This is a genomic window from Kitasatospora sp. NPDC059722 (assembly GCF_042733235.1).
Taxonomy (GTDB): domain Bacteria; phylum Actinomycetota; class Actinomycetes; order Streptomycetales; family Streptomycetaceae; genus Kitasatospora.
The window spans coordinates 152,343-165,398 of the sequence record NZ_JBHWGD010000007.1 but is presented as its reverse complement, the minus strand read 5'-3'; the positions used below and the strand labels follow the sequence as shown (position 1 = coordinate 165,398).

Here is a 13,056-nt window from a genome sequence, read left to right as displayed (position 1 = left end):
GCCCCGCCATGGACCGCCCGACCGCCGCCCTCCGCCTCGACGCCACCGCCTCCGGGCACCCGGCGGGCATCCTGGACGCCGCCGAGCAGGCCGAGCGCCGCGGCATGGACCGGCTGGTCGTCGCCGAGACCGCGTACGACCCGTTCCTCCAGCTCGCCCGCGCCGCCGACCGGACCGAGCGCATCGAGCTCGCCACCGGCATCGCGGTCGCCTTCGCCCGCACCCCGATGACGCTCGCCTACCAGGCGTGGGGCCTGCACGCGGCCTCCGGCGGACGTGCCGTCATCGGGCTGGGCTCGCAGGTCAAGACGCACATCGAGAAGCGCTTCGGGATGCCCTGGGACCGCCCCGCCGCGCGCATGCGCGAGTACGTCCACGCCGTGCGCGCGATCTGGGACAGCTGGCAGACCGGCGCGCGGCTGCGCTTCCGCGGCGAGTTCTACACGCACACGACGATGACCCCGGTCTTCTCGCCGGACCCGGTGCCCGGCGGGGTGCCCCGGATCCTCCTGGCCGGCGTCGGCCCGCTCATGACCCGCACGGCCGGCGCCGTCGCGGACGGCTTCCTCGGCCACCCGTTCTCGTCCCCCGCCTACCTGGCCGAACAGGTGCTGCCCGGCCTGACCGAGGCCCGGACGGCCGCCGAGGCGGAGGGCGCCGCGTGGACGGCGCGCCCGTTCGAGATCGCCGGGAGCGTCCTCACCGCCACCGGGCGGACGGAGGAGGAACTGGCCGCCAACCGCGCCGCCGTCCGCGAGCGGCTCGCCTTCTACGCGTCGACGCCCGCCTACCGCCCGGTGCTCGCCCAGCACGGCTGGGAGGACCTCCAGGAGCGCCTGCACCCGCTCTCCGTGCGCGGGCGCTGGCAGGAGATGGCCGCCATGATCGACGACGAGGTCTTCGACGCCTTCGCGGTGTCCGGCCCGGTGGAGGACGTCGCCCGCGAGATCACCCGCCGCTACGCGGGCCTCTTCACCCGGCTGTCCGTCAGCCTCCCGGAGGACGCCGACCCGGCGCTGGGGCTGGACGTCCTGGCGGCGGTGCGGGCACACGGGTGAGAACGCGGGGGCGGGGGCGGGTGCAGGGGCGGGGGCCGGGGCCGGGGGTCAGCCGGTCTTCCGCAGCAGCGCGATCTGGGTCACGACGCCCGCCCGGCTGACTCCGTAGTGGATCGTGCCGTCCCGCTCGATGACGAGCGTGCGGCGGTCGGTCGCGTCGCCGCCCGTGCACGCGCCGCCGGGCGTGCCCCGCACCAGCCGCGAGGTGTAGGTCAACGAGATCGACGAGACCTCGACGAGCGTCCACACGGCCTCGCAGCGGATGGCTCCGTTGTCGAGGCGCGATCCCGTGCTCCGGTCGCCGATGCCGCCCGTGCCGACGGTGAGGGTGACGACGCCGGCCGGAGTGTTGTTCGGGTAGAGGGCCTGACCGCTCCAGGTCCCGAGGTAGGCGGCCGGCACGACGTTCCGTCCGGCGCCGCCGCCGGGCACCCCGGGCGCCGTCGCGCTGGTGACCGGGGCGGATCCGGAGGTGGACGTCTGCGCCTCCCGGTGCGTCAGCGCGTACCCCGCGGCGGCGATCAGCAGCACGACCAGCACGACGAGCACCAGGACCAGCCACCCGCGCCGCCGGTGCGGGGGCCGGTACCGCGGCGGGCCGTAGACCGGGATGGGCTGGGGCGGGAGGTGCCGCCAGTGTCTCGTGGGGGCGGGTCTCGTGGGGGCGGGGCGCGTCGGGGCGGTGGGGTGGCGGCGGGGCACGGTCGGGGCGGGGCCCGGTGGCGGCACCGTCGGCCTGCGCGGTGTGGGCGTCGGGCGGGGCGCCGGCTCCGGCCGGGGAGGTGCCGACGTCGGCCGGGGCGGCACGGCGTGGGTCGTCCCGGTCCCGTCCGCCTCCAGGTCGAGCAGCTGGGCGGCCGCCCGTCCGATCGCGGCGGCCACCGGCGCCGGCAGCCAGCTCCCCGTCGCCAGGTCCCTGGTGGCCTCGCGGTCGTCGTCCAGCCAGGCGCGCAGCAGCTGTGGCGACGGGCGCGCGGCCGGGTCCTTGGCGAGGCAGCCGAGGAGGTTCCGGCGCAGCGTCTCGTCCACCAGCAGGAGATCGGGCTGCTCGTACACCGCGCGGAAGAGCACCGCCGGGGCCACCCCCTCCCCGTACGGGAGCACACCCGTCGCCGCGTACGCGAGCACGGCGCCGAGCGAGAACACGTCACTCGCCGGCCCGACCTTGCTCCCCCGGGTCTGCTCCGGCGACATGAAGCCGGGCGAACCGACCGTGTAACCGGGCCTGGTGAGACTCGTGTTGGCGTCCAGGGCGCGGGTGATGCCGAAGTCGATCAGGCGCGGGCCGTCCGGGGCGAGCAGCACGTTGGACGGTTTGACGTCCCGGTGCACCAGCCCGAGCGCGTGCACGTGGGCGAGCGCCTCCGCGAGCCGGGCGCCGAGCGCCCGCACCGACGCCCCGGGCAGCGGCCCGAACTGCCGCACGGCGGCGCTCAGGGACGGTCCGGCGACGTACCCGGTGGCCACCCAGGGCCGGTCGCCCTCGGTGTCCGCGTCCAGCACCGGTGCCGTCCACTCCCCGCCGACCCGCCGGGCGGCGTCCACCTCCCGCCGGAACCGCGCCCGGAACTCCCGGTCCCCGGCCAGTTCCGGGCGCACCACCTTGACGGCCACCGTCCGCCCCCGCGCCGACCGCCCGAGGTACACCCGCCCCATCCCGCCCGCGCCGAGCCGGCCCAGCAGCCGGTACTCGCCCACCCGCCGCGGATCGTCATCCTCCAGCGACTGCATGCGCCACGCTCCCCTCGGCCCGCCCGGAGGCACACGGTACCGGTCCCAATATCCGGGTGTGGCAGGGTTGTTGTCACAGATCGGCGACCACGGCGGGTGCGCCTCCCGGACCTGCCGGTACGCTGGGCCGATGCTGCTCCCCACCGTCCCGCGCACACGCGTGCGGGCCGCCGCCAGGCCCGTCATGGACACACCCTTCGGCGCGGTGGCCTTCACGACGACGATCGGGGACACCGCACTCCCGCCGCTGCCCGACGAGCTGTTCGCCCTGCCGGGCGGGAGGACGGTCGCGCGCTGGAGGCACCGCGCGGCGCGCGTCGAACTGCTGCTGACCCCGTACGACCCCGAGCTGGACCCCGAGGTGTGGGGCCCGCTGACCGACTGCCTCGCGGCGGTGTGGCGGATCGACGCCGGGTCGCCGCCGGGAAGGGTGACGTTCTCGGCGGGACTGCCCGCGCGGCTGCCGGACGGCGCCGACGCCGGCTGGGACGGCGGACAGGGCCTGGCCGCGGTCACGGTGGAGCACGACACGACCCGCCTCACCCTCGGCGGCCCCGACGAGGAGGGGATCTGCCACGCCGCGGCCACGACGGCCGCGGCGCCCCGCCGCTGGGCGGGTCTGATCGGCGAGGTCTACCGGAACTCCTGCACCACGTGGGGCGTCGACTTCGCCGACCATCACGGCATGACCTGGACCCTCCCCCCGCTGGAGGCCGGCGACCACTGCGAACTGCCGGTCGTGGCCGCCTGGACCTCGGTGGAGGACGAGACGGAGAACACCTGGTACGCCGTCGGCTCGTCCTCAACCGTGCTGCTACGTCAGGTGGTTGACTCGTGCATGCGCTGACTCAGAGGAAGTAGAGGCGGCTCAGCGGCACCTCCTCGGCCGGGTTGGAGTGGAGAGGGGTGCCGTCGAGGGTGACCAGGCCCGTGTGGGGGTGGACATCGACGGCGCCCAGGCGGGTGTTGTGGATGAGGTCGGCCGGTCCGATGCCCCGGGTGCCGCGGACTCCGACCCGGCGGCGGCGGGTGGTCATGGTGTCGTGGGGGCGGTCGAAGGTGCCGGATTCGGCGGCGGCCTGGCTGGTGAAGGCGACGGAGAGGTCGGCCGGGGTGGCGCCGTGGGCGCCGAACAGGGGGCCCAGGACGAGGGGTTGGCAGGTCTCGGTGGCGGCGTTGGGGTCGCCGGTGACGCCGTAGGCGGGGAAGCCGGCCTTCAGCACCATCTGCGGCTTCGCGCCGAAGAACGCCGGCTGCCACAGCACGATGTCGGCGAGCTTGCCCACCTCGATCGAGCCGACCTCGTGCGAAAGCCCGTGCGCGATGGCCGGGTTGATGGTGAGCTTCGCGACGTAGCGCAGCACGCGGGCGTTGTCGTCGTCCGGGCCGTCGCCGGCCATCGGGCCGAGCTCGGCCTTCATCTTCCCCGCGACGGCGAAGGTGCGCCGGACGGTCTCGCCGGCGCGGCCCATGCCCTGGGCGTCGGAGGAGGTGATGCCGATGGCGCCGAGGTCGTGCAGGACGTCCTCGGCGCCCATGGTGCCGGCGCGGATGCGGTCGCGGGCCATGGCGGCGTCGCCGGGGAGGTCGGTCTTGAGGGCGTGGACGGAGACGATCATGCCGTAGTGCTCGGCGATCGCGTCCCGTCCGAAGGGGAGCGTCGGGTTGGTGGAGGAGCCGATGACGTTCGGCACGCCGGCCATCTTGAGGACGTTGGGGACGTGCCCGCCGCCGCAGCCCTCGATGTGGAAGGCGTGGATGGTGCGGCCATCCAACACGCTGAGGGTGTCCTCGACGGACAGGCACTCGTTCAAACCATCGGTGTGCAGCGCCACTTGGACGTCATGGACCTCCGCGACACGCAGCGCGGTGTCGAGCGCGCGGGTGTGCGCGCCCATGTCCTCGTGCACCTTGAACCCGCACGCGCCGCCCTCGGTCAGCGCCTCCACGAGCGGTGCCGGGTGGGAGGACGAACCCCGCGCCAGGAAACCGATGTTGACCGGCCACGCGTCGAACGCGTTGAAGGCGTGCCGCAGCGCCCAGGGGGAGTTGACGCCGACGCCCCACGCCGGCCCGATCTCCTGGCCGATGATCGTGGTGACGCCGGAGGCGAGGGAAGCCTCCATGATCCGCGGCGACATGAGGTGCACGTGGGTGTCGACCGCCCCGGCGGTGGCGATCAGGCCCTCGCCGGAGACGATCGTCGTGCCGGTGCCGACCACGACGTCCACGCCGTCGAGGGTGTCGGGGTTGCCGGCGCGGCCGATCGAGGCGATCCGGCCCTCCCGGATGCCGATCGAGGTCTTGCGGATGCCCTGGACCGCGTCGATGACGAGGACGTTGCTGATGACGACGTCGCAGGTGTCGCGGACGGCGGCGGCCTTGAGGTGCAGTCCGTCGCGCCCGGTCTTGCCGAAGCCGACGAGGAACTCGTCGCCCGGCCGCTGGGAGTCCGACTCCACCCGGACGACGAGGCCGCTGTCGCCGAGCCGCACCCGGTCCCCGGCGCGGGGGCCGTGCACGGCGGCGTACTCGGACGGTTCGATGCTCATCGCGCGTTCTCCTGGTCGTCCGTGGCCTCGGTGACCCCGAGGTAGCCCTGCTCGGCGGCCCGGCGCAGGGCCTCCCGCCGGACCCGGGGCGAGTCGAGCGGTCCGTCGACGAGCCCCGCGAACCCGATCGCGACGCGCTCGCCGCCGATCGGCACCAGGCCGGCCTCGACGACCGCGCCCGGGTCGAACCGGACCGACGACCCGGCCGGGACGGCCAGGTGCATGCCGTACGCGGCGGCCCGGTCGAAGTCGAGGCGCGGGTTGGCCTCGAAGAAGTGGAAGTGCGAGGTGACCGAGACCGGCACGTCGGCGGTGTTGCGCACGGAGACCGTGCACACCGGCTCGGGGTCGCCGGGGGCGTCGCCGGCGGGGAGCACGGCGCCGGGCGCGGCGTCGGCGAGGGTGGCGCCGTCGAACGGGTCGGCGACGACGGCCAGCCGGGTGCCGTCGTCGAACACCGCCTCGACGTGGATCTCGGTGACGAGGTCGGGCACGCCGGGCAGGACGTCCTCCGGGCCGAGGACGGAGCGCCCGCGCGCGACGGCCTCGGCGAGCCGCAGGCCGTCCCGGGCCGCCTCGCAGACGGTGTCGGCGATGAGCGCGGTGGCCTCGGGGACGTTGAGCCGCAGGCCGCGGGCGCGGCGGGCGCGGGCGAGCTCGGCGGCCGTGAAGATCAGCAGCCGGTCGCGTTCGGTGGGGGTCAGCCGCACGGTGGGTCGTTCTCCTCGGGCACGTGGGTGGGGGTGGGGCGCCGGGCTCCGCCGGGGGTGGGACGCCGGGCTCAGCCGGCGGGCTGGTCGTGGGTGGAGCAGTGGATGCCGCCGCCCCCGGAGGCGATGGTGTCGATCTGGAGCGGGACGATCTCGCGGCCGGGGAAGTGGTCCCGGAACACGTCCTGGGCGTGGTCGTCGGCCTTGGGGTCGCCGAAGAGCGGCAGGTAGACGCCCTTGTCGCCGATGTAGAAGTTCATGTACGACGAGACGAAGGCGTCGCCGCGCCCGGTGATCCTGTCCGGGTTGGGCTGGCTGATCTCGATGACCTTGAGCTTCTTCCCGGTGGCGTCGGTGGCGTCCGCGAGGACGGAACGCGCCTGGTCCGCCGCGCGGGACCACACGTCCGGCGGGGTGCCGGGGAAGGCCCGGTCGAGGAATACGACACCGGGTGCGGCGAAGCGGGCGAGGCAGTCGACGTGGGCGTCGGTGATGTCCTTGCCCTTGACGCCGGCCAGCCAGATCACCTTGGTGATGCCGAGGGCCTGCTTGAGCTCGGCCTCGACCTGGTCGCGGGTGCGGCCGGGGTTGCGGTTGTCGTTGACGACGGAGCTCTCGGTGATCAGCAGGGTGCCCTGGCCGTCGCTCTCGAAGGAGCCGCCCTCGGCGGTGATCGGGGTCTCGATCCGCTCGATGCCGTACCTGTCGAGCACCGCGCGGGCGAGACGGGCGTCGTTGGTGTGCTCCTGCTTGCCGCCCCAGCCGCTGAAGTTGAAGTCGACGCCCTTGACCTTTCCGCCCTCCTCGACGAACACGGGCACGGTGTCGCGGGCCCACAGGTCGTCGACGGGGGCGGAGAGCAGTTCGACGGCCGACCCGCAGGCCTTGCGGGCGGAGGACTCCTGGCCGGGGCGCACGAGCAGGACCAGCGGCTCGCGCTCGGCGATCGCGTTGGCCACCTCGGCGATGTCCTTGCGGACGCCCCCGAGCTGCTCGCCCCACACGTTCTCGGAGGCGGGCCAGGCCATGAACGTCCGCTCGTGCTTCTCCCACTCGCCGCCGAGCCGGCGCCCGCGCGCGGCGGCCGGGGCGGTGGGCGACGGCTCGACGGGAGCCGCGCCGGTCGGCTGGTCGGCGGCCCCGGAGGACGGGGCGGCGGGCTCGTCCGGGTCGCCCGTGGAGGCGCAGGCGGTGGCGCCGAGGGCGAGCAGACCCGCGCCGGCGAGGGAGCGCAGCACCGTGCGGCGCGCGAGGGGGGAGAAGGACACGGTGTACTCCGGTGGGGCTCTGGGCGGCGGATCGGCTTCGGCGGGGGAAGCGGCTCGCTGGGGCGGCTTCTCGACCTCGCCTGGCTCGAACTCTCGCACTGACTGAAAAATCAGTCAAGCCTGCTCGTGGGGCGTGCACCGGAGGCCGACTTCTGCCGGCCGAAACGTCGGTTGTGCGGGCGCGGCCGACTTTCGGGTGTGGTTTCCCCGGAAGTCGTCGCGCGCGCACCGCTGACGTGGCATCCTGCCACCGGTCGATCACACTGCGTATCAGAGGAGTTGCTTGCCATGTCCAACGTCCCCGCGGAGCTCAAGTACACCGACGAGCACGAGTGGGTGCGTACGGAAGCCGACGGAACGTTGACGATCGGCATCACCGACCACGCCCAGTCGACGCTCGGGGACATCGTGTTCCTGGAGATGCCTCCGGTGGGCAAGCAGGTCAAGGCGGGTGACGCCATCGGCGTCGTGGAGTCGGTCAAGGCCGCCTCGGACTTCTACAGCCCGGTGAGCGGTGAGGTCGTCGCGGTGAACGCCGATGCCGTCGACACTCCCGAGGAGGTGAACGCCGACCCGTACGACGTCTGGCTGTTCAGGATCAAGCTGGCGAAGGACGCCACCACGAACGGCCTCCTCGACGCCGCCGCGTACGCGAAGCTGGTCGGCTAGCGCTCCGGCACCGGCGCGGGTGACGGCTCGGCAACCGCCTCGGCCGGTCGAGCCGTTGCTCAGCCGGTGCGGCGGTAGCGGTCGAGGGAGAGGGTGACCGGGCCGTCCGAGCCCGCCGTGGACAGGACGCGGACGATGGCGAGGTCCTGGCCGTCGGCGGAGCGCAGGCAGAAGGCGCCGCGCGGGCCGAGGGTGCCGAAGGGGACGCGGGCGGCGGGGCGGCTGCCGAGGCCCTTGAGGCACTCGGCGAGGCCGAGGCCGGAGTCCCGCCCGATGTAGGAGTCGGCGGTGTCGGGGTAGAGGAACTCGCCGGCGCTGCGGGCGACGTACCAGGTCGCGCTGTCGGTCGGGACGACGGTGCCGGTGGCGAGGTCGAACTCGTAGCCGGAGTCCGCCGAGGTCAGCTCGACGCCGCGGTAGGCGGCGGTGTAGCCGGTGGGTGCGGCCGAGGTGCTGGACGCCGCGCCCGTCGGGGCCGGGGTCGGGGCGACGGAGGTCGGGGCCACCGAAGGCAGCGGCGCGGGCGGGGTGGACGGCGCGCCCGCCACCGGCGGCTCGGCCGGTGCCGCCTCCGTGTCGGGGATGTCGAGCAGGTACAGCATCCCGGCGGCGCCGACGGCCAGGGCCACCGTGGCCGTGAGCGCCGTCCGTCCGAGCGCGCGTTTGCGGCCGCCCTTGGCCCTGGCCCTGCCTCTCGACTCGAGGGTGACGACAGGAGCGGGGGCGGGTGCGGGCGCGGGCGAGGGCACGGGCATCGCGACGGCCGTGGGGTTCGGCGGCGTCGCCGGCCCCCGCACCGTCTCGGCCGCGTGCACGCCCGCGCGCGGCACCAGGGCCGTCGGCGCCTCCGCGGGCACCCGGGGCAGATCGGCGTGGCGGGTGATCTGCCCGGCGACCGGGTGCGGCAGCCAGTCCTCGCCGAAGGTGAGGTGCCCGCCCACGGCCGGGTGGCTGCGCGCGGCGGCGATCACCTCGGCGGTGGTCGGCCGGTCCTCGGGCCGCTTGGCGAGGCAGCGTCCGAGCAGCTCGCGCAGGCCCGGCGGGACGCGGCCGAGGTCGGGTTCCTCGTGGACCGTCCGGTACAGCGCGGCGAGGTCGGGGCCGTCGCCGAAGGGCGGGGTGCCGCCGGCCACGTGGACGGCGAGGGCGCCGAGGGCGTGGACGTCGGTGGCCGGGGTCGCGGTGCGGCCCATGGCCTGCTCGGGGGCCATGTAGGCGGGCGAGCCGATGCGCAGCCCGGTGCCGGTGAGGGCGCCGGCGTCGGCCGCGCGGGCGATGCCGAAGTCGATCACCCGGGGGCCGTCGGGGGCGATCAGGACGTTGCCCGGCTTGAGGTCGCGGTGGACGACGCCGCTGGCGTGGATCGCCTGGAGCGCCTCGGCGATGCCGGCCACGAGCAGCAGGACGGTCCGTTCCGGGAGCGGCCCGAAGCGCTGGACCACCTGCTGGAGCGAGGGGCCCGGCACGTACGTCGTGGCCAGCCACGGGGTGGCGGCCTCCACGCCCGCGTCGACGACCTGCGCGGTGTAGAGCCCGTGGATGCGCTGCGCGCTGGCGACCTCCTGGGCGAACCGGGCCCGGAACTCCGGGTCCTCGGCCAGCTCGGGCCGGACCACCTTGAGCGCGACGGGCCGGCCGCCCGGGGTGTACGAGAGGTAGACCCGGCCCATGCCGCCGGCGCCGAGCCGCGCGTACAGCCGGTAGCCGCCGACCTCGCGCGGGTCGTCGCCGGTCAGCTCCTGGAAGGCCGACGGCAGGGCGAAGGGGGATCGGTCAGCGGACATGCGGGCTGCCTCTCTCGGCGGACGGGGCGGACTGCGGCCCGACGGCGGCAAGGACAGCGCGGGTCGGCGCCGCAGAGTTTAGAGGTTCCCTCAGGATCGGCCGAATCCGGGTCCGCCGAAGGCGCGCGCTACGGCCGGGAACGCTCCAGCTCCGCCTCGACGGCCCCCCGCAGCAGGCGCCGGGCCTGGTCGAGCGGCAGTGAGCCGCTCAGCCAGCGCACGCTGAGCCCCTCGACGAGGGCGGTGAGCCGCTCGGCGGCGGCCGCGTGGGCCGGGGCGGTGCCGAGCGGGTCGGCGCGGGCGAGGAGATCGGCGACGTCGTGCACCCAGCTGTGGGTGCTGCGTGCCAGCTCCTCGCGCAGGTCCGGCTCGAAGACCGCGGTGGCCCGCAGTTCGCCCCAGGCGATGCTGTTCTCCCGCACGTCGACGGTGTCCTGGAGCTCCAGGAGGAGGACCTGCTCCAGATCGGTGCGGGGGTCCGCGGCGCGCGGCGGTGCGTCCGGGCCGCCGGCGTCGCCCGCGGTGTAGCGGTCGGCGCGGTCGCTGATGAACTCCAGCGTCTGCTGGAGGACACCGGCCCGGTCGGTGAAGTGGTAGTAGATCAGCGAGGTGGACACGCCGGCCTCGGCGGCCAGCTCGCCCATGCGCAGCCCGCGTACGCCGCGCCGGGCGATGACGCGGGTGGCGGCTTCGAGTATCCCAGTCCGGCGGTCCGACATGAGTGGTGACTCTACCCGCCCCGGGGCCCGCGTGCCGGAAATCCTGATCGTTTGTTCAGGTTCCCTGGTCCGAGTGCGCTCAGAGGGTTGACTGAATTTTCAGTGCGGTAGAGGATGCGGGGCAACCCCCACACCTCCCACCTCTTCCAGGGAGTGCTGCATGACCATCCCCACGCCCTCAAGACGCCGTCTGCTCCAGTACGGCGCGGCGGCCCTGCCCCTCGTCGCGCTCGGCGCGGCCCTACCGGCCGCGGCCCACGCGGCCGGGGCGGACTTCGATTCCGGTACCGCCCCCGACAGCACCGCCGCCGTCACCCCCAGGCTGCGGATGCCCGCGGAGACCGACCGGCACGACCGCACCTTCATGGCCTGGCCGGCCCTGTCGTCGATCTGGGGGAACCAGCTCTCGGCCGTCCGCGACAGCATCGCCCGCGTCGCCTACGCGATCTCCCGCTACGAACCGGTCGTGGTCGTCGCCCGTCCCGGTCAGGCCGCCGACGCGCGGTACTGGCTCGGCGGCGGCGCCTACTACCCCATCACCGTCCTGGAGATCGCCAACGACGACCTCTGGATCCGCGACTTCGGCCCCACCTTCGTCGTCGCGCCCGGGGCCGTCGCCGGCGTCGACACCAATTTCAACGGATGGGGCAAGACGGGCACGTCCTACTACCAGCGCTGGACGGAGGACGCCGCCGTCGCCGCCGCCCTGCTCGCCGAGTACGGCGTCGACCGCGTCCGCGCGCCCTTCGTCGGCGAGGGCGGCGCGCTGGAGACGGACGGCCAGGGCACCCTGCTGGCCACCGTCAGTTCGCTGGTCAACCCCAACCGCAACCCCGGCATGAGCCAGGACCAGGTCGAGCAGGCCCTGAAGTCCTCGCTCGGACTGGACAAGGTGATCTGGCTCGCCGGCCTGGCCGGCCAGGACATCACCGACGACCACGTCGACTGCCTGGCCCGCTTCACCGCGCCCGGCCAGGTGATCCTCGACAAGCCGGGACCGGGTACGGACCGGATCTGGATCGACGTCTACCAGCAGGCCAAGCAGGTGCTGCAGAGCGCCACCGACGCCCAGGGCCGCGCGCTGACCGTCACCGAACTCCCCGGCCCTGACCGCAGCCTGATCCGCGGCACCGGGAAGGACTTCCTCTCCAGCTACACCAACTTCTACACCGCCAACGGGGCCGTGTTCGTGCCCCAGTTCGGCGACTCCTACGCCGACGCGACCGCCTACGCGATCCTCCAGGCCGCGTTCCCCGGCCGCGACGTCGTGCAGCTGAACATCGACGCCATCGCCAGCGGCGGCGGCGGGATCCACTGCGCCACCCAGTCGCAGCCCACCCGGCCGCCCGCGGCCTGAGACCCCCTGGCGGCCCGCCCACGACCCCACGGAGGGCGGGCCGCCAGGGCCCACCACCCGGCCATGCCGAACACGCCCGGCCATGCCGAACATGCCCGGCCATTCCCACCACCCCCAGCCATCCGACCGGAACGAGGTTCCCCGTGACGTACCGAATGCCCGCCGAGTGGACCGACCACGAGGGCTGCCTGATGGCCTGGCCCGTGCGCCTCGACTTCTGGGGCGACACGCTCGCCGAGGTGAAGCGCGAGTACGCCGAAGTCGCCCGCACCATCGCGCAGTTCGAGCCGGTGACGATGGCGGCCCCGCCCGGCCACGGCGACGAGGCGCGCGCGATGTGCGGCGAGGGCGTCACCGTCGTCGAACTGCCCATGGACGACTCGTGGTTCCGCGACTCGGCCCCGATCTTCGTCCTCGACGCCGAGGGCCGCCGCGCCGGCGTGGACTTCCGCTTCAACGCCTGGGGGCGCAAGCACCACCCCTGGGACGCGGACGACCGGGTCAGCGGCCTGCTGCTGGAGCACCTCGGCGTCCCCGCGGTCCGCTCCGAGATGATCCTCGAAGGCGGCGCGATCACCGTCGACGGCGAGGGCACGCTCATCACCACCGAGCAGTGCCTGCTGCACCCCAACCGCAACCCCGGCATGAGCCGCGAGGCGATCGAGGCGGAGCTCAAGGCGCGCCTCGGCGTCACCAAGGTGATCTGGCTGCCGTACGGCGGCCTGCTGGACACCGAGACCGACGGGCACGTGGACGGCGTCTGCGCGTTCGCCGCCCCCGGCCGGGTGGTCGTGCAGCTCCCGGCCGACCCGGAGCACCCCGATTACGCCCGGATGCGCGCCAACCGCGCCGTGCTGGAGCACTCGACCGACGCGCAGGGCCGGCCCTTCGAGATCGTCGACGTCCCGCAGGCCGCGTTCGTCGAGGTCGACGGCCGGGAGGTCGAGGTCGGCTACCTCAACTACTACCTGGCCAACGGCGCCGTCGTCGTGCCGGTCGCCGGCCACCCCGAGGACGAGGGCGCGCTCGCCGTCCTCGCCGCGGCGCACCCGGGCCGCAAGGTCGTCGGCGTCCGCTCGCGGGTGATCGCGTGGGGCGGCGGCGGCATCCACTGCATCACGCAGCAGGTGCCGGCCGCCCGCGCCTGACCGGTGCATCCCGCGCCTGACCGGTACATCCGGACACCGCGTACCCTTCCCGGATCCCAC

General features: G+C 74.4%; 11 protein-coding genes. 5 read left to right on the top strand and 6 right to left on the bottom strand.

Annotated elements, in window-relative coordinates; genetic code table 11:
* The first annotated feature begins 8 nt into the window (after nt 1-8).
* Entirely contained in the window at nt 9-1,058 is a 1,050-nt protein-coding gene (locus ACFV4F_RS06815) for a TIGR03617 family F420-dependent LLM class oxidoreductase (protein ID WP_380437126.1), read from the top strand.
* A 48-nt stretch (nt 1,059-1,106) separates the two neighbouring features.
* Here ACFV4F_RS06815 and ACFV4F_RS06810 read toward each other — a convergent pair whose 3' ends face one another.
* Nucleotides 1,107-2,789, bottom strand: coding sequence for a serine/threonine-protein kinase (locus ACFV4F_RS06810; RefSeq protein ID WP_380437125.1), 1,683 nt, complete (start codon nt 2,787-2,789; stop codon nt 1,107-1,109).
* Nucleotides 2,790-2,919: 130 nt separating this feature from the next.
* Here ACFV4F_RS06810 and ACFV4F_RS06805 point away from each other — a divergent pair, with 130 nt between their 5' ends.
* Nucleotides 2,920-3,636: a hypothetical protein gene (locus ACFV4F_RS06805; RefSeq protein ID WP_380500682.1), complete on the top strand. Its 717-nt coding sequence runs from the start codon at nt 2,920-2,922 to the stop codon at nt 3,634-3,636.
* A 1-nt stretch (nt 3,637) separates the two neighbouring features.
* Here ACFV4F_RS06805 and ACFV4F_RS06800 read toward each other — a convergent pair whose 3' ends face one another.
* From ACFV4F_RS06800 to ACFV4F_RS06790, 3 genes are all read right to left on the bottom strand, one after another.
* Nucleotides 3,638-5,341 carry an urease subunit alpha gene (locus ACFV4F_RS06800; protein ID WP_380500681.1) on the bottom strand — a complete coding sequence of 568 codons (1,704 nt, stop codon included), beginning with the start codon at nt 5,339-5,341 and terminating at the stop codon, nt 3,638-3,640.
* The gene (gene ureA / locus ACFV4F_RS06795) at nt 5,338-6,051 is read right to left on the bottom strand and encodes an urease subunit gamma (RefSeq protein WP_380437119.1); all 714 of its coding nucleotides are present in this window, start codon (nt 6,049-6,051) and stop codon (nt 5,338-5,340) included. Before ureA ends, ACFV4F_RS06800 begins: the two co-directional genes overlap by 4 nt.
* Nucleotides 6,052-6,122: 71 nt before the next feature.
* Nucleotides 6,123-7,319: an agmatine/peptidylarginine deiminase gene (locus tag ACFV4F_RS06790; RefSeq protein WP_380437117.1), complete on the bottom strand. Its 1,197-nt coding sequence runs from the start codon at nt 7,317-7,319 to the stop codon at nt 6,123-6,125.
* A gap of 288 nt (nt 7,320-7,607) precedes the next feature.
* On the opposite strand from ACFV4F_RS06790, the gene gcvH reads away from it, so the two are divergent.
* Nucleotides 7,608-7,988 (top strand): glycine cleavage system protein GcvH, encoded by a 381-nt coding sequence (gene gcvH, locus ACFV4F_RS06785; protein WP_380437115.1) that lies wholly within the window; start codon nt 7,608-7,610, stop codon nt 7,986-7,988.
* Nucleotides 7,989-8,047: 59 nt separating this feature from the next.
* Here gcvH and ACFV4F_RS06780 read toward each other — a convergent pair whose 3' ends face one another.
* Both ACFV4F_RS06780 and ACFV4F_RS06775 read right to left on the bottom strand, forming a co-directional pair.
* Nucleotides 8,048-9,772: a protein kinase gene (locus ACFV4F_RS06780; RefSeq protein ID WP_380500680.1), complete on the bottom strand. Its 1,725-nt coding sequence runs from the start codon at nt 9,770-9,772 to the stop codon at nt 8,048-8,050.
* A gap of 128 nt (nt 9,773-9,900) precedes the next feature.
* On the bottom strand, nt 9,901-10,491 hold the full coding sequence (locus ACFV4F_RS06775) for a TetR/AcrR family transcriptional regulator (protein WP_380437111.1): 591 nt from the start codon (nt 10,489-10,491) through the stop codon (nt 9,901-9,903).
* A gap of 160 nt (nt 10,492-10,651) precedes the next feature.
* Here ACFV4F_RS06775 and ACFV4F_RS06770 point away from each other — a divergent pair, with 160 nt between their 5' ends.
* Together ACFV4F_RS06770 and ACFV4F_RS06765 are read left to right on the top strand one after the other, a co-directional pair.
* Complete coding sequence (locus ACFV4F_RS06770; protein WP_380500679.1) at nt 10,652-11,848, top strand: agmatine deiminase family protein; 1,197 nt, start codon at nt 10,652-10,654, stop codon at nt 11,846-11,848.
* Between the two features lie 143 nt (nt 11,849-11,991).
* Nucleotides 11,992-12,996: an agmatine/peptidylarginine deiminase gene (locus tag ACFV4F_RS06765; protein ID WP_380500678.1), complete on the top strand. Its 1,005-nt coding sequence runs from the start codon at nt 11,992-11,994 to the stop codon at nt 12,994-12,996.
* The last annotated feature ends 60 nt before the right edge of the window (nt 12,997-13,056 follow it).